The sequence below is a fragment of the Peribacillus asahii genome (assembly GCF_004006295.1).
GTDB classification, from domain to species: Bacteria; Bacillota; Bacilli; order Bacillales; family DSM-1321; genus Peribacillus; species Peribacillus asahii_A.
On sequence record NZ_CP026095.1, the window covers coordinates 2,458,441 to 2,476,337 of the forward strand.

A 17,897-nucleotide genomic window follows, 5' to 3' on the forward strand; every position below is an offset into this window, starting at 1 on the left:
TTTTTCATTCAATTTAACTATTATTAAACCGATTTTTCACTTATTATAACACTATTATTATACTTAATATGGAGAATCAATCATGAATAAACCTACTAGAAGAACAGGCTTATTTCTCGTTATAATGGGAGCAATACTTTGGGGTGTTGGTGGCACAGTGGCACAAAAGCTCTTTCAACAATACGCCATCGATGTAGATTGGCTCGTAACGACACGATTACTCATAGCTGGTTTTCTACTGTTAACCGTTCAATTTTTTCTAAAGGAACGTTCTCAAATACTTGGGGTCTGGAAAAATCGAAGGACAGCTATTCAGCTGATTATCTTTGGGTTACTCGGCATGCTTGCGGTTCAATACACGTATATGGCATCTATCAACCATGGTAATGCTGCTGTTGCAACGCTATTACAATATTTAGCACCTGTCATGATTATTGTCTATTTAATTTTACGTAAACAAACCGTTCTAACACGACAGGACCTATTAACGGTTTCGCTTGCTTTAGTTGGCTGCTTTTTCTTATTAACAAACGGCTCAATCTCTGGGCTGTCTGTGCCGACACTGGCAATCATTTGGGGTGTTTTATCCGGACTGGCATTAGCCTTTTATACTTTATATGCCATTCCTCTCCTTAAGCAATATGATTCCCTTGTCGTTGTCGGCTGGGCGATGATTATCGGTGGCTTTGCCTTAAGCTTTATCCATCCGCCTTGGCAAATGGACTTTACAAGCTTAACGCTAGAAAGCTATTTATATTTAGTATTTGTTATCCTATTTGGTACAATGATTGCTTTTTGGTTTTATATTGAAAGTTTACAAAGTCTTTCACCTAAAGAAACAAGCCTTCTAGGTAGTTTAGAGCCACTAGCAGCTGTTTTAACAACGGTCATTTGGTTAAAAGAACCTTTTGGTTTTTTCCAATGGATTGGTACAGCTTGTATTATTGGAATGATTTTAGTATTAGCGTTGAATAAAAAATCTTCTTCAACAAAAAGCCCCTCACAGTGAGCTAATTTCGCTTTAAACCGTGAGGGGCTTCACTATGTTTTCTCCTTAGAACAATTGAAAACGAATAAGCAAATTAGGAAAGATAAGAAGAAAACATAATAATGGCTATAAATCATGTAAAAACTTAAGCTCCTTGAAAAGACTTCTTATGAAATCGTTCAATTAAGTGAAAAACCTCTTCTCCTTTTTCGGGCAATTCTGCTTCAGGAACTAGCTTTAAAACCATTGCTTGGTATGGCTCTGGAACCACTCTATAGTGATGAATATACGGAAGTAACATAAAGTTACATTTTTCCCAAAATCGAATACGTGCAAGATTTTCGGGCGTCTGTTCTGCTTCGACTTCGATGACAATACTGTCAAATTCACGATTTATTGACCAACTTATTATATAATTAATTATCATCCTGCCTACACCTCGGTTTCGATGTTTCTCTCGAACCGCGAGATAATCTATAAGAAGGATTGTTGTTCCCCGCAACTTTCCCGATAGCGCTATCGCATATACCTCGGATTCATCTTGAGCTATATGGAAGAAGCATGTTTGTTTTCGAAACATATTTCGGATAATCTTCTCAGCCTTTGCCCCTTTTTCACCAAAAGCTTCATAATAGATGCTTCTCCACTTCTGCCATACTTCTTCATCCCAATGATCCACTGTCTTAAATTCCATGGAATTCCCCCATGTTTGTCCAAAATTTTTTTAGTTACTTTTATCTATCATTAACAACTGAAAAAGGTTCAAATGTTTAAGCTAGATATTTGTGATACCTTCCCTTTCTTTCTCGAGACTTAATAAATGCTTCTTCATCTCCAAACCACCTCGATAACCTGTCAGTTTTCCATTTTTACCTATTACTCGATGGCATGGAACAGAGATAAGAATGGGATTAGCTCCAATAGCAGTCCCAACTGCACGTACAGCAGACGGCTTTCGAATCATTTCTGCTATTTGTGAATAAGTAAATGTTTCTCCGTATGGTATCTCGTTTAAAGCATTCCATATCTCCTGTTGAAAAGATGTCCCCTGAATATCCATTGGAAATGTAAATGATGCCCGCTTCCCTTCGAAATATTCTAGTAATTCTTCTATATATGGTTGTAGCGCTCCATCATCCTCTATCAATTCCAAGGTAGAAAATCGTCTCTTTGCCCATTCTTTTACCTCTTCAAAGGATTTATTAGGAGAACCTACATAACACAATCCATTAGATGTTGCGGCTAAATAAAATTTCCAATTCTCATATACAAAAGACGACCAAAACAAGGCCTGTTTTCTAATGTCATTCATTCTGTTCTCCTCCATTAACTCTCTATAAAACATGTATCTTTTAAAAGGCACCAGCTATAGGCTTTTATAGAGTATATAACCCGACATGCTTACCAATAGTATACAAAAATATACGGTTGCAACATACATGTTTTTATCTACCCTTCTGCTTTCGTTCATTAGATTTTTTTATTTTCATTAATTTAGTGGACGGCTGCTTTCGCAGCCATTTAATAAAACGTGAGAGTTTTTCATCTTCCCTCATCTCACGCAACGTTGTTAAACGTGCAGCGATTTCCTCATTCGTGTAGAGGGCATGTATTTGTTTATGACAAGGTATACATAATTTTGCTGTCGATCCAAATGTCCCCCCCCATCTCTTTTGGAAGTAGATGATGAACGGTTGTTTCCACTCCATTACGACCACAAAGTTCACAGACCCCCACTGATTTTTCCCCCTATGTTTTATTAATCAATCTGTATATAAGCGCTTATTTGAACATCTTCGTTACAAAAACTGAAAAATAGATTTAATTTAAATGCTTTATTCTTTTTTTAAACAACCAGTATTTCCGACAGTAACAAACCTCTCTCTGATGAAAAGTTCTCTGCGATATAAAACATTATTAGTTTGATACGAATATTCTCTTTATATGAATCAAAACAGAAGAGTTTCTATTAAACAAGGGATTTGAAGGTCGGATGTCTAACATATTAACGATTAAACAAATCAAATCTGCAAATAGGGTTGTTGTAAATATCTGCATGTGATAGAATAACCAAGTTTCCACTTTTGTTATTTTATGTAATGAAAACAAAAGCATATAGAACGGGGCTGATGTAATGAATCGTGAAACCGAACAACACCGAATTAATGATGTCATCCGTGAAATTGACTATAAAAAGAACAAGTTATATTCCAAGGCTACTGAGTTAAAAGAAAGTATCATTGGTCTTCGTAAAAACTTTTGGGAAGATGTCACGGTCAATTTGGATGAGCCGGATGATGTAATTGAAACACAAGCTAGTCTGAAACAGCAGGCCGAGCTATTATCGGAACGAGAAAGATTTCATGGAAAAGTTGGCGAAGAACTAAAAACATTAAATAAGCTAAAGGACTCCCCTTATTTTGGGAGAATTGATTTTATCGAAAATCCAGGAAATGAGGAGGAACAGATCTATATCGGCATTGCTTCCTTGATGGATCATAACGAGGAAAACTTTCTAATCTATGATTGGCGTGCGCCTATTTCCAGTCTGTACTATGATTATTCTCCTGGTAAGGCACAATATGAGACGATGCAAGGAACAATAACAGGGGAAATGACCTTGAAGAGACAGTTCATTATAAGATATGGCTTAATTGAAGGCATGTTTGATACTGGAGTTACAATAGGTGATCAGCTTCTCCAGCAAGCACTTGGAAATAATGCGAGTACAGCAATGAAAAGCATTGTAGCAACTATTCAAAAGGAACAAAACAAAATTATTAGAAATGAACGAAGCAATCTCTTAATCGTGCAAGGAGTAGCTGGGAGCGGAAAAACATCTGCTGTTTTACAACGTATCGCCTACTTAATGTATCGCTTTCGAGAAAAGTTAACTGTGAATAACCTTCTTCTCTTTTCACCCAACCCTTTATTTTCGAGCTATATTTCCAACGTACTCCCTGAGTTAGGAGAAACAAATATTAACCAAACGACTTTATTGGACTTCTTGAAAAAGGGAATAGAAAATGATATTAAGATTGAATCACCTTTTGAACAAATAGAATATACTCTTACAAAAATGGACAGTAAAGATTATGCAGTTCGTTTAAAAAGCATCGACTTTAAATCAAGCTTAGACTTTAAACACATGTTGGATAAATATATTTCTCGATTGAAATCTGACGGAATTCGCTTTAAAAATCTGACGTTCCGTAAACAGATTCTTATTTCAAAAGAACAAATTCGTGATTATTTTTATTCTTTAGATCAAGAAATCGCAATTCCTAATAGAATGGAACTCGTTTCGAAATGGCTGCTAAAAGAAATCCGTAAACATCAGAAGGCGGAAAAAAAGAAAGACTGGGTTACAGAGAAAATAGAGTTATTAGATAAAGAAGACTATATGAAGGCCTATTACAAAAGTCAAAAAGAAGACGAAGATGATCCTGACAGAGAAGAAAATTTTCTCCGATCAGAAGTCGTAAACAAGTATTTCTCCCCAATTAAAAGGCGTGTGAAGCAATTGGAGTTTGTCTATATCTTAGCAACTTACCGTGAGCTTTTCACAAAGAGAGAGTTTGAAGAAAAACCAGAGGATTGGAAAGAAATTTGTGTTCATACAGAAGCCAATCTATCTCACAAGTTTTTGACGTGGGAAGATGCTGCACCGTATTCATATTTTAAAGACCGCTTGCTAGGGAATCATACGAATCAATCCGTCCGTCATTTGTTTATCGATGAAGTTCAAGATTACTCCGCATTTCAGTTTGCTTATATAAAGTACATCTTTCCATATACAAGAATGACCATACTAGGAGATATTAATCAGGGCATATACACATACGCTACAACGGAAAACCCGCTTATTCCTGAGGAACTGGAGAAAAATCAGGAAAGAATTACTCTGACCAAAAGTTATCGTTCTACTAAGCAAATTGTTGAATTCACTAAATACTTTGCTCCAGGTAAAGAGTTAATCGAACCATTTGAACGCGAAGGAGAAAAACCAAAGCTGATAACATTAAGTAATAAGGCTGATATAGCAGAGACCTTGAGTGCAAACGTAAAAGAACTGCTTGATAAAGGATATGAAACAATCGCTATCATATGTAAAACATTACAAGAAAGTACTATGATTTATCATTTATTACAGCATAAAATATCCGTCAAACAAATAACTGAGCAAACGTATTCTTTCGAAAAAGGATTGCTCGTACTTCCTGTTTATTTGGCTAAAGGAATTGAATTCGATGCCGTTATTATTCCAAATGCATCTAAACAACAATACGCCCTTGAATCTGATAGAACCCTTTTCTATACTGCCTGTTCTAGAGCTATGCATATGCTGGTCATGATGACAGAAGATGAACCATGTACTTTTATTGAACAAGCAGCAAGAGAAACGTTTGAACTGCTATAATATGTCCAACACTTTGCTTTGATCTTTAAAGCAAAGTTATGTTATATGATACTGCCGATTTTTAGATTGATTATTCACATTCTTAACTTTTCGTACCAAAAGGCACTGCTCTTTTATATGCATTGTTTGAATATGAGCTTACATTAAGTGTGAAAAAATCATCAAAAAGACGGGCAACAGCCCGCCTTTTTGATGATTTCTATTTATGTATGAAAATATTATGTATTAAATCCGTTTTGCTCCAATATATTTAGGTTTCCAGTAACTATTACTTGTTTTAGCATAAGAAACACCTTTTGAAGAAGATGAATGAATAAATTGATTATCTCCTACATAAATGGCTACATGAGTTGGTCTTGATGCCTTATTTGGAGCGAAGAACATTAAGTCTCCTTTTTTCAACGCACTTACCTTTTTTCCTTTTTTGTACATTTCCGCAGCCGTTCGCGGTAATGTTTTACCTTGTTTACCATATGCATATTTCACAAGTCCAGAGCAATCAAATCCACTTGGTGAAATGCCGCCCCATTTATATTTTACGCCTAGATGACTTTTGGCTACAGAGATTGCTTTAGTATGATATGTTGCAGCTTCTGCTTTATCTTCATTTAAAGTAATTCCAATACTCAATGTGACAATGAACAAAAATCCAACAATGATTTTCTTTAGCATACATACCTCCTACATCAATTTCATACTTGTATTATACGAAAACTATTTTTCGCTTGCTTCACAGGAATATTACAGTTTTTAGACAAAGTATTACAAGAAGAGACAAATATGACCTTATTGCATAAAAAATACCTCCTGGAAATCAGGAGGTATTCGATAAATACTATTCCACTTCGACAATTTTTACATTCTCATTCTCGACAATCGCTTTAAAAGATTTTACTTCTGGTCGTTCGAAAATAAAGTCTGCTATACCATCTTCTAGCTGTTCTTGAATGACGCGACGAAGCGGACGAGCCCCGAACGATGGATTATATCCAAGTTCGACTAATTTTTCTTTTGCAGCATCCGTTACTTCTAATGATAGTTGCTGCGTATCAAGTGTTGTGTAAAGCTCTTGTAACATAAGCTCCACAATCTGTAATAAATCTTCTTTTTGTAACGCAGAGAATTCAATAATACTATCGAATCGATTTAAAAACTCTGGCTTAAAGAAGTTTCCAAGTGATTGTAGAATGTTCGCTTCAGTAACGGTTGTATTTGTTAAGAATCCCATTTCCTTGCGTTTTTCTGTTGCCCCAGCATTACTTGTCATAATAATGACTGTATCTTTGAAATTCACTGTACGACCTTGACTATCTGTTAATCGTCCATCGTCTAAAATTTGCAAAAATACATTCATCACTTCAGGATGCGCCTTTTCAATTTCATCTAATAAAATAATGCTGTACGGTTTACGACGCACTTTTTCTGTTAATTGTCCCGCTTCTTCATGACCTACATAACCTGGAGGGGAACCAATTAATTTAGAAACGCTATGTTTTTCCATGTATTCACTCATATCGAAACGAATCATTGAATCTTTAGAGCCAAATAATTCTTCGGCTAACGCTTTAGATAATTCTGTTTTACCCACACCTGTTGGTCCGACAAAAAGGAAGGAACCAATTGGGCGATGCTTCGATTTCAATCCAGCTCGACTTCTTCGTACAGCTTTCGCTACTTTTTGAACAGCCTCTCTTTGACCAATCACTTTTTTCGCTAATGCCTCTTGTAAATGAAGCATTTTTTCTTGCTCATTTTCTTGAAGCTTACCAACTGGAATACCCGTTTTTTGTTCAATGATTGTTTGAATATCTTCAACCGATACCATTGGTTTTTCTACGTCTACGCCTGATTGAAGTGTTTTTTCTAATTTTTCTTCTTCATCACGTAAAGCAGCGGCTTTTTCATAGGCTTCTTCTTTCAATGCTTGTTCTTTTTCTTTATAAATTTGAGCTAAACGAGCTTTAGCCTGTTCCTCTTCAATTCCTTCAATTGTTAAATTAAGTTTAGAACCGGCTTCATCGATTAAGTCAATCGCTTTGTCTGGAAGAAAGCGGTCTTGAATATAACGATGTGAAAGTTCAACAGCTGCTTTAAGTGCTTCTTCACTATAAGTGACACTATGATATGCTTCATAGCGTCCTTGTAACCCTTTTAAAATAGTAAGGGCTTCTTCTGGTGTCGGTTCTGACACTTGAACAGGTTGGAATCTTCGTTCTAACGCTCCATCTTTTTCAATTTGGCGATATTCAGAAAGTGTCGTCGCACCAACTAATTGTAATTCACCTCTTGCTAAAGCTGGTTTTAAAATATTTCCGGCATCCATAGACCCCTCTGCTGAACCAGCGCCTACTAATTGATGAATTTCATCAATAAAAAGAATCACATTTTTTCTTTCTTGTAATTCAGCAATAAGCTGCTTCATTCGTTCTTCAAATTGGCCGCGAATTCCAGTATTTGAAACAAGGGAAGCAACATCAAGCATATAGACTGCTTTAGCCTGCAGTTTTGCAGGTACTTTTCCTTCTGCAATTTTTAAAGCTAATCCTTCTGCGATTGCTGTTTTACCGACCCCAGGTTCACCAATTAATACGGGATTGTTCTTGTTTCTTCTATTTAATATTTCAATCACACGTTTCACTTCTTCATCACGACCGATGACAGGATCAATTAATCCAGCTTTTGCTGCATCTGTTAAATTACGACCGAACTCGTCAAGTAATCCTCCTCTATTGCCACCTTCTGTTTGTGGTGGAATCGGATTATTTATATGAAATGGCTGTTGCATGAAGGATGAAAATAAATCATCATTTGTCGGGAATTTCCCCATATTCATCCCTCCCATAGCAGCTCCTAATTTATTACGTTCTTCTTTATAACAAACGGAGCACAATGTTAAATCATGTTGTTGACCATTTAGATTTATGCGAAATTGAACATTTGCTTGATTCACTTTGCATTTGTCACATTTCATTGAGTACTCCTCCTTTGAATAGGTCCTTTTTTGACTTTGACTAACTTTGACCTTTAACGGTATTATACCTTGACCTTTTTTGACTTTCAAGATATTTGTTCAAAAAATTAAAAAACCAACCCACAAGTGAGTCGGCACTTCCCTTATAATAAATACCCCATTTTTTTAGCTTCATCAGTTAATTGTTCTCTAAATTTAGGATGAGCAATGCGAATGAGCTCCTCCGTTCTTTCGCGAACCGTTTTTCCTCTAAGCTTTGCTACTCCATGTTCGGTTACTACATAATCAACATCGTTTTTCGATGTCGTAACAGGTATACCAGGCGCAAGCATCGGAACGATTTTAGAGACTTCATCATTTTTGGTCGTAGAATGCAGACAAATGATTCCTTTTCCTCCCTTTGCCATTCGCGAACCAATACAAAATTCAGCTTGTCCTCCTGTAGAAGACCAATAAGTAGAGCCGATCTTCTCCGAATTACATTGTCCTAGAAAATCGATTTCCACTGTTGCATTAATCGATACAAGTTGATTCAGCTGTGCAATATGCAAAATATTATTTGTGTGGTTAACTGGCAGCATATAAATATCTGGGTTTTCGTGTAAAAATTCATACAATCTTTTTGTACCGAAAGCAAATGTAGCCGTAGATTTTCCATGATAATCACTTCGATAAATGTTCGTAACTGCTCCACTTTCATATAAATCAACCAATTTATCAGGGAAAACTTCCGTATAAATCGTCAAATCCTTATACTTTGTTAACGAATCCATGACGGTATTCGGAATCGCTCCAAATCCGATTTGTATACTATCTCCATCTTGGATAAGCTCCGCGATATATTGACCAATGATTCGATCTTTTTCCGTAATAGCTGGCGCTTGTGCCTCAATTAACGGTTGATGATTTTCCACTAAACAATCGACTTCAGAAATATGAATCTGATTGAGCCCATATGTACGCGGCATATATTCGTTTACTTCCAACAGAATCGTTTTTGCTGTTTGCAGCATCGGGGCTGTGTAATCACAATTTGTCCCTAACGAAAAATAGCCATCTTGATCCATCGGAGAAACAGTCGCCATTACAACCTGCTCAGTCGTAATCTCTGATAATAATTCTGGAATATCGGAAAAATGATTTGGAAGCAAATCAACTCCCCCCTCTGAAAAACCTTTACGATCCCCCGCTGATAAAAACATTGAAATCACTTTCAACTGTTGTGGATCCTTTTTAATAAAAGGACGAGAGGGTAACATTTGAAACAGACGATTTCGCTCCAAATCACTTCGATCCTCTAGTGCTGCTAGTAGTGCCGGTGGATCTCCAGGAGCAAGCGGAACGATAATATCATCGTAAGCTTTTATTTTAGCAACAGCTTGTTTAGCTGTTACTAGTTTTTGTTGATACATTCTCTCCTTTGACATTGTCATACTTTCTTTGTACAGCTCTACTCTAACCATGATTAAAAAAGCTCCCCTTTTGTTACTTGTTTTATTCATGCTGACAGTTTCCTTATATGAAAGTAACACTATGTATTTTTTAATAAGATTTATAAAGGACATGGATCAAAAAACTAAGAATACTTATAATTTTACTTAGTATTTTAGAGATATTATATACTTACCACATCCATTCATTGTATTCCCTTCTATTATAATATAAAAATAACATTTTTTACATAAATAGTTAGCGGTTAAATAATTTGTAAAATAGACATACATAATGTCTCTGTAGTTTGGCTAAAAGGGATCCTGAGAAAAGAATATTAGAAGATTTTCCAAGTGTTAGGGAAGTAATAAAAGGTAAAGAAATAAAGCAAATTACCTTACATTTAATTGAAAAAGAAGAGGATACAAACTATCAAAAGAAGTATGCACTGTATGGAAAAATGCATGAAGAATACTGAAAATGTATCTCATTTTCTACTCTTAGAAATTTGATATAAACAAAAAACATCACTTGCATATGTTAGTGATGTTTTTCGTTGTGATTTGATTAATAATAAAAATCCATTAACGTTTCATCCATCAAGTCTTGAGTAAGGCCGATATAAATCATAGTATCTTTTTGATTAGAATGATTAAGAATTTGTTGTAATAAAGCGAGGTCCTTAAATTTTTGATAATGCAGATAGCCAAATGTTTTTCGAAGTGTATGTGTTCCTACATCTGGAACATCGGCCATCTCCGCTGCTTTGTTAAGCACACGATATGCTTGCACCCTCGTAATCGGCCCCGCTCCTTTTCGACTCGGAAATAAATAGTCATCACTTTTCAATTTCATTTTTCGTACATATTTCCTCACTTCTTTTCGCAATTGTGGATTAATGAGGAAGCGTTTAACCTTATCTGTTTTTTGTTCGACAATGACAATATGGGTACCATCCAATAAATCTTTAACACGCAATTGCAACAAGTCCCCAATTCGAAGTCCGATATTAATGCCAATCGTAAACATCATATAATCTCGATAGCTACAATATTTGAGCAATGCTTTTTTCATGCTTTCTATTTGATCTAGCCGGCGAATCGGCTGGACATTTTTTATTTTTTTTGAAGTTGTGTGCATCGTATAACTACGCCCCCTTCTCCCTTCTTTTATTGTAATGTATGTATGAAAAAAACGCTAAGTTTTTTAAAAAATGAAATCGCTGAAACCATTGATTTAATAGGATTTTGAATGTATCAATACAGGTCCTTTGTTACATTCGGAATATTATGAAAATAAATCTCGTGAAATAGCAAAAAATCAAAAATCTCCTTAAACCTCATTTAAATGGGCAAATTCGCATTTTAAGATATTCGGGATAAATGACTAGCAAATCAAAAAACAACAGCCTTAAAACGAAATTATGGAGGTCATTTTTCTTCAGGATTTTATATAACCGCTTTTCAGTTTACCAAAAAAAACCTGAAAGAAGATTAGAATCTTCTTTCAGGTTTTTCATTAAGCTGCTTTTTTATTATCTTCTTGTTTACTGATAAAATATTTTAACAATGGTGGTGTTACAAGAGTCGTCACAATTACGACGATAATAATAGTCGTGAAATATTCAGGAGCTAGTAAATTTTCACTTAATCCGAGCGTTGCCAAAATAAGAGCAACTTCTCCTCGTGAAATCATTCCCGCTCCAATGGTAATAGAAGAGCGAGTATTGAACCCTGTAATCCTAGCACCCATTCCAGCACCAATTAATTTTGTGAAAATTGCCACTAATGATAATCCAATAATGATGAAAATGTTATCTAGAAAACCATCGAACGTAACAGTTAATCCAATACTAACAAAGAAAATTGGTACGAACAGTGTATAAGCAATAGGTTCAACTTTTCTTTCCACTTCTTCTTTAAATTCAGTTTGAGCAATTGCAATCCCCGCTGCAAAGGCACCGATAATCCCAGCTACTCCAAAGTATTCTGAAATATAAGCAAATAAGAAGCAAATTCCAAGTGCAATACTCATAGCTGGCTGAGTAATTTTAATTCGCCCAAGCTTGCTCATCATAAACGGAACAACCTTCCATGCCAGTAAAGCGATAATAACAAAGAACACTACTTTCCCACCGATAACAGCACCGATGTTTACATCGTCACCGACTAAGAAACTCATCATAAATGCTAAAGCAACTACAACAATAATATCATCCGCAATCGCAGCCCCTAACACAGTCGTTCCTTCTCGACTTTGAAGCTGACCAAGCTCTTTAAACGTTTGAACTGAAATACTAACAGAAGTTGCACAAAGCAATAGGCCAAGGAAAATCGCATGATGTTGATCCATCCCAACCGCAAGTCCTGAGAAGTATCCCCCAATTAACGGTAGAATAACTCCACCAACTGCGACCGTTAATGACGACGTTTTATTATTATTCAGTTCTTTTAAATCCGTTTCTAAACCGGCAATAAACATTAATAATAAAACCCCAATATGACTTAATGCCTCAATAACCTCCGTATTTTGTACCCAGTCTAATACAGCTGGTCCAATAATGACCCCAATAATTAGTTTCCCCAATACCGAAGGCTGCCCAAAGCGAACCGAAATGACTCCCGCAAGCTTCGTTGCAATAATAATAATGAATAGCTGAAGATATAGTTCCAAATTCCTTCCCTCCCCCTAAAAAAACGCAAAAAGAGCCCGTTAGTGACAGGCTCCTCCAATTTGCTTCTTTTTATTCATTTTTCTTAATATTAACATATTTTTTGTATAAATGGGAGTAATTTTATCAATAAATAAAAATTTTTTAGTAGAATTGGATTTTTATAAATTAAGAGGGAATGTAAAGATATTCTCAGCCTTTGTGGAATAATGAATGTTTCATCGATATTTGAGTAAAATAAGCGTTTAGTATTTTCCCTTAACTCTCATACTACTATTCATTCCGTAAACGAGAGGGAATTAATTTTTTTACTTATGCTGTATGTCGACCTCTCAGTGTCTAAATCTGATAGAGCATAATTAATGATGCTATAATAGTTAAGAAAGTTAATATTACCCACCCTGTCATTAAATAAGGATAAAGTTAAAATAAATATATAGTGGTCTTATATTAAGTACTATGTATTTTGATTAATATTATTAAATATAACCTTTTTTATGTCAGAAATTTATTAAAGAGCAAGTGCAAATACCATAATAACAAACCAAGGTTTAGAAAAATAATGATTACACCATTCATTTTAGTTCTGTATAGAGAACAAGTCAATTAATTTTTACCACAAAATGTAATTGAAAGGAATTTTCATAATAAAAGAAAAAAGCCGACCATAAATGATCGACTTTCATCAAAATTCTTTTTAATTCACCAAACGTTCACCTTTGCCTTGAGCCTTCCAATGATCATTACGGAGATGAACTTTTTGAATTTTTCCAGATGCTGTTTTAGGGAGTTCTTCGACGAATGTAACTCCTGTCACTGCTTTGAAGTGTGCTAATCGTTCTCTTGAGAACTTAATGATTTCTTCTTCAGTGACATGTTGATTTTCTTTTAAAACAACAATAGCATGTGGAGTTTCACCCCATTTTTCATGAGGAGCAGCAATAACAGCAGCTTCAAGAATAGCTGGGTGCTCATATAATGCTCCTTCTACTTCAATAGAAGAGATATTTTCTCCACCACTGATGATTACATCTTTCTTTCTATCAACAATGTCAATATACCCATTTTCATCGATCGTGCCCATATCCCCTGTATGAAGCCAGCCGTTTCGAATGGTTTCCATTGTCGCTTCTTCATTTTTCCAGTAGCCTAGCATCGTACCATGTCCTCTATATACAACTTCACCTATTTCTTTTCCATTATGAGCAACTTCTTCTCCGTTTTCATCAACAATTTTGAGCTCACAACCAATCATTGGATACCCTGCTTTAGCCTTCACTTTAGCTTGTTCTGATGGTGATAATTCAGGTAATGATGATCGAATCCTGGAAATCGCACTTACTGGAGAACATTCAGTCATTCCATAAATTTGAATGAATTCCCATCCTAATTCCTGTTCAACACGTGTAACAAACGCAGGCGGCGGCGCTGATCCCGCAATAAAAGTACGGACATCTTGCTCGAATTCAACAGGATTCTTCGCATGATACTCTAGTAAAGCATTTAATACGGTTGGAGCCATGTTTAAAACAGTTACTTTACGGGCTTTCACTAGATTGTGAATAGCCGCTGGAGTAGCTTTTCTAAGAAAAACATGAGTAGCCCCGTTTGCTGTATAGGAAAATGGTGTACCCCAACCATTCACATGGAACATCGGTAAAACATGTAAATATACATCGCGGTCCGTAATACGGAAGTGATGCATAGTACTTAGGGCATGAAGATAATTATTACGATGCGTTAACATGACACCCTTTGGATTTCCTGTTGTACCACTTGTATATAGAAGGCTGCATACATCATTTTCATCTAACTCAGCACGATTGAAAGCATCAGCAGAATATCTTTCTAGCCAAGCATCATAATCGATTTCAGGAGTTTCCTTGTCTTTATAATGAACAATAATATGCTCAACCGTTTCTAATCGCTCTTTAATCGGTACAATAAAATCATATAAATCTTGGTCAACAAATAATACTTTAGATTCACTATGGTTTAAAATAAATAAGTAGTCTTCAGGTTTTAATCGTATATTAAGAGGAACCATAACTGCTCCAAGCTGATACACGCCATAAAATCCTTCGAACATTTCCACTGTATTCGATGCTAAGTAAGCAACATGATCTCCTTTTTTAATTCCAAGATCTTGTAAACCATGTGAAAGTCTATTTACTCTTTCATTTATTTCTCGATATGTAAATACTCTATCATCACAATAAGCTGCTTCTTTATCTCCATATAAAGCAACTGCTCGATCTAAAAAACGCGGCAACACTAATGGTACGTTCATTTTCTTCACTCCATCCAAAAAGTTTGAATTTACTGAATTCTTTGTATAATAATATTCCATTTTTTTCAAATAACAGTTATCATTCCATATGTAAAAGTTAAGTAGATAATTATTTCTTTCTACGGGCCCGTACTCTAACAAAGGTTGATACATTTTTTAGAAGCTTCATTGCCTAAACAATACCATATACTAGATATTTTTACAATATTTTTACTACAAATCCTATTTATACTATATTTATAAAAAGCTACTTATTATATATCTTATAATCTTGAATTGATTATATTTGTAAAATATTAACAAAAATAAAAAACACTTCGATAAAAGTTTTCACATTCCCTCCGAATGTTCTTTCTTCTATCAAAGCGTTTTAGCTTTTACATCTAAATAAATTTAATATGCCTCTTCTTCCTCTAATCCATCACTATATATTTCACCATCCCCCTCTTCTTCAAATTCTTCCGTTTCTTCCTCATCCGAATAATCTTCATCTAATTCCTCTTCTATATATACATCGTCATTTTCATAGCTTTCATCTGCTTCATAAGAATTGGAGTCTTCGTTCCAATCTTCTTCATATTCGTTTTCTTCCTCATAAATCTCTTCTTCATAAGTATCTTCCTCATGTATTGTTTCCTCTTCGTATTCGTAACCGTCTTCTTCATACAAGCTATCTTCTTCTTCTGAAGCATTGTACCAGTCATCTGGGATATCATAGTAGGAGTTGTTCTCATCTGAATAATCTCCTCCATCAAAATACCAGTCATCACCATTTTCAAGCTCTTCTTGATAATGTAAATAGCCTTCATCGTTATAAAATAGATTATTTAGTTCTTGTTCAGATAACGGTGTGGTAATCCAATCTGTAATTAATGAATAAATTGAATTTATCGGAATACTAAACCCGATAGATTCCTCTCCCATTACTTTAGCGGAATTGATTGCAATTACTTTCTCGGTTTTTAAGGATACAAGTGGGCCTCCGCTGCTACCAGAAGCAATTTGTGCTGACATTTGATAAATATTTTCATAGGCACGCTCCCCAATATAAAAGCTGCGATCCACTCCTGTTATATGGCCTAAAGTTGCGGTATTACGCAAGCCTAATGGGCTTCCTAAAGCAAGCACTTCTTCTCCAAGTGAAGCAATTTCAGTCGTTTCCATGGGAAGAAAGTTACCTCCGGCTAAATCAGGCACTCTAACAACTGCAACATCCGTATTATTTGAGTACCCAATCACGGTTCCACTATATTCATGATTTGTACTATCTTGAACGGTTACGTATATAGAACCTTCCACGACATGAGCATTTGTTAATATGTCCCCTTTTTCATTAATTAAGAAACCAGAACCTTGGCTTGCTTCCGTATAGATAGTTACTACTTTTTGTAATGATTCTTCAATCACTCGAGAGACATCTTTTTGAACTTTTTCTGTGATTTCACTAGCGGGTAAAGCTTCAGCCTTAATTTCTTCTGTTTTCTTTTCTGTTTCCTTTTTGTCTTCTTCTACTTTCGTTGAATCTACTACAACTGTTGTTTTAGGCATTTTTTGATAATCATTTGGATAAAAATAGTTCCATAATACAAAGCCAAAAGTAGTCATACTACCTAAAGCTAAGATTATAAGAAATGGAATCCGCTTTGATCCTCTGATCTTTCTACCACAATGTGGACAAAAACTCCCTCGACTTTCAATAGTATTACCGCAAGAATGACATTCCAAATTTACCACCTGTTTCATATAAGTCTTTTAGACTATTATATTTTAATAATAGAATTTGTTCTATATGGTTTACTATTACTTAAACATTTTTTTAGTGGTGAAATAAATAGATATACATGATTTTAAACATTTGAAGGTGGATAAATATATTCTAGCGAGGTTTTTATTTAAATATAAAATAGCATTGTTACTTCTTACTTTTCTAACTCATTAAGCTAAAAATATCGAGTTTTCTATTCCTAGTTACTTTTTAGTCCTAAAATCCTATTTATATGTTACTATATAAAAGTAAGTTTATACATATATTTTCTTATTGAATAGGGGTGTTGCAGCATGTCTGAATTGACAACTGTAGTAAAAGAACGTCGCTCGGCTAATAACTTTTTAGAAAACCAACCGATTTCCATAAATGAATTAAATGAAATATTTGAATTAACGAAGTTTGCTCCTTCTGCAAACAATTTACAGCATGCAAAATATATTGCTATTTTAGATACACACATAAAGGAACAAATTAAAGAAGCTGCTGGTCAATATAAAGTGTCGACCGCTTCCGCTGTGATTCTTGTACTTGGTGATAAAAAAGCTCACCAAAACGTTGCGCAAATTTATGAAGGGTTACTCCATTTAGGCATTATGGACCAACGAGAATATGAGGAGACTGTTAACAGCATTATAACGGATGCAGAAACAAAAGGAGAAAAATTTCAAAGTGAGGAAGCGATTCGAAACGCTTCTCTTTCAGCCATGCAATTTATGCTCATCGCCAAAGACAAAGGCTGGGACACTTGTCCAATGATTGGGTTTGATCAAGCAAAAGTACGAGAAATTTTAAACATTACCAATCAATATGAAATTGCACTAATGATTACAATTGGAAAAGAAAAAACAGCCAGCAGGCGACCACGAGGATATCGTAAACCTGTTACGGAATTTGTTACATATATATAAAAAACGAAGAACAGTTTGAAAGCTGTTCTTCGTTTTTTATTTCTTAAGGTTTAACGGCATTCCCTTCTTCCACAATATGATGAAGTAAATGAGCAAGATGATGAACTGGACCATACTCTTCACTTTCTTCCTCTTCTTCTAATTCATCGATACCGTGTAAATATAAAGCCATAAATTCGTAAAAATCATTTTGAGAAAATGAATAAAAATCTGATGGATCTTCCGCATCCTCCGCATCCTCTTCATACTTCAATACGAGATGAGATACATCCCCTTCCTCATCTTCCGCATCCAAAAATACGAAAAATCCAATATTCGTATCGAGTTCGAATAATCTTCGAATTCCACCACTTGTTGATTTTTCAAACTCAGCTTCTGTTAATTTTTGAACTTGCATGCTGTCTACATTATCTTCTTGATGAAATCCAACAATAAAAGTATTCATTGTAA

General features: G+C 35.1%; 14 protein-coding genes and 1 pseudogene. 4 read left to right on the forward strand and 11 right to left on the reverse strand.

Annotated elements, in window-relative coordinates:
• Positions 1–82: 82 nt before the first annotated feature.
• On the forward strand, positions 83–1,009 hold the full coding sequence (locus BAOM_RS11845; protein ID WP_127760448.1) for an EamA family transporter: 927 nt from the start codon (positions 83–85) through the stop codon (positions 1,007–1,009).
• Between the two features lie 124 nt (positions 1,010–1,133).
• Here the strand turns inward: BAOM_RS11845 and BAOM_RS11850 are convergent, their stop codons facing one another.
• The 3 genes and pseudogenes from BAOM_RS11850 to BAOM_RS11860 form a co-directional block, all read right to left on the reverse strand.
• Positions 1,134–1,682, reverse strand: a complete 549-nt coding sequence (locus BAOM_RS11850; RefSeq protein ID WP_127760449.1) for a GNAT family N-acetyltransferase — start codon at positions 1,680–1,682, stop codon at positions 1,134–1,136.
• A gap of 81 nt (positions 1,683–1,763) precedes the next feature.
• Positions 1,764–2,300, reverse strand: a complete 537-nt coding sequence (locus BAOM_RS11855; RefSeq protein ID WP_127760450.1) for a methylated-DNA--[protein]-cysteine S-methyltransferase — start codon at positions 2,298–2,300, stop codon at positions 1,764–1,766.
• 133 nt (positions 2,301–2,433) lie between these two features.
• Positions 2,434–2,725, reverse strand: a pseudogene (locus BAOM_RS11860) (HNH endonuclease).
• 397 nt (positions 2,726–3,122) lie between these two features.
• Between BAOM_RS11860 and helD the strand changes: the two are divergent.
• Entirely contained in the window at positions 3,123–5,408 is a 2,286-nt protein-coding gene (helD, locus tag BAOM_RS11865; protein ID WP_127760451.1) for an RNA polymerase recycling motor HelD, read from the forward strand.
• A 225-nt stretch (positions 5,409–5,633) separates the two neighbouring features.
• Here helD and BAOM_RS11870 read toward each other — a convergent pair whose 3' ends face one another.
• From BAOM_RS11870 to BAOM_RS11880, 3 genes are all read right to left on the reverse strand, one after another.
• On the reverse strand, positions 5,634–6,080 hold the full coding sequence (locus tag BAOM_RS11870) for a C40 family peptidase (RefSeq protein WP_127760452.1): 447 nt from the start codon (positions 6,078–6,080) through the stop codon (positions 5,634–5,636).
• A 163-nt stretch (positions 6,081–6,243) separates the two neighbouring features.
• Positions 6,244–8,379 carry an ATP-dependent Clp protease ATP-binding subunit gene (locus BAOM_RS11875; protein WP_127760453.1) on the reverse strand — a complete coding sequence of 712 codons (2,136 nt, stop codon included), beginning with the start codon at positions 8,377–8,379 and terminating at the stop codon, positions 6,244–6,246.
• 143 nt (positions 8,380–8,522) lie between these two features.
• Positions 8,523–9,881 carry an acetyl-CoA hydrolase/transferase family protein gene (locus tag BAOM_RS11880; protein WP_252282394.1) on the reverse strand — a complete coding sequence of 453 codons (1,359 nt, stop codon included), beginning with the start codon at positions 9,879–9,881 and terminating at the stop codon, positions 8,523–8,525.
• Positions 9,882–10,117: 236 nt separating this feature from the next.
• Between BAOM_RS11880 and BAOM_RS24395 the strand changes: the two genes are divergently transcribed.
• Positions 10,118–10,288 (forward strand): hypothetical protein, encoded by a 171-nt coding sequence (locus tag BAOM_RS24395; protein WP_164853205.1) that lies wholly within the window; start codon positions 10,118–10,120, stop codon positions 10,286–10,288.
• An 89-nt stretch (positions 10,289–10,377) separates the two neighbouring features.
• On the opposite strand, the gene BAOM_RS11885 is transcribed toward BAOM_RS24395, so the two are convergent.
• From BAOM_RS11885 to BAOM_RS11900, 4 genes are all read right to left on the reverse strand, one after another.
• On the reverse strand, positions 10,378–10,950 hold the full coding sequence (locus tag BAOM_RS11885) for a site-specific integrase (protein ID WP_252282395.1): 573 nt from the start codon (positions 10,948–10,950) through the stop codon (positions 10,378–10,380).
• 378 nt (positions 10,951–11,328) lie between these two features.
• Positions 11,329–12,483 (reverse strand): cation:proton antiporter, encoded by a 1,155-nt coding sequence (locus BAOM_RS11890; RefSeq protein WP_127760454.1) that lies wholly within the window; start codon positions 12,481–12,483, stop codon positions 11,329–11,331.
• 695 nt (positions 12,484–13,178) lie between these two features.
• The gene (locus BAOM_RS11895) at positions 13,179–14,771 is read right to left on the reverse strand and encodes a long-chain-fatty-acid--CoA ligase (RefSeq protein ID WP_127760455.1); all 1,593 of its coding nucleotides are present in this window, start codon (positions 14,769–14,771) and stop codon (positions 13,179–13,181) included.
• A 393-nt stretch (positions 14,772–15,164) separates the two neighbouring features.
• The gene (locus BAOM_RS11900) at positions 15,165–16,376 is read right to left on the reverse strand and encodes a S1C family serine protease (RefSeq protein ID WP_252282396.1); all 1,212 of its coding nucleotides are present in this window, start codon (positions 16,374–16,376) and stop codon (positions 15,165–15,167) included.
• 453 nt (positions 16,377–16,829) lie between these two features.
• Between BAOM_RS11900 and BAOM_RS11905 the strand changes: the two genes are divergently transcribed.
• The gene (locus BAOM_RS11905) at positions 16,830–17,447 is read left to right on the forward strand and encodes a nitroreductase family protein (protein WP_127760457.1); all 618 of its coding nucleotides are present in this window, start codon (positions 16,830–16,832) and stop codon (positions 17,445–17,447) included.
• Between the two features lie 43 nt (positions 17,448–17,490).
• Here BAOM_RS11905 and BAOM_RS11910 read toward each other — a convergent pair whose 3' ends face one another.
• A complete protein-coding gene (locus BAOM_RS11910) occupies positions 17,491–17,892 on the reverse strand; it encodes a cytosolic protein (protein ID WP_127760458.1) in 402 nt (133 codons plus the stop codon).
• Positions 17,893–17,897: the final 5 nt, after the last annotated feature.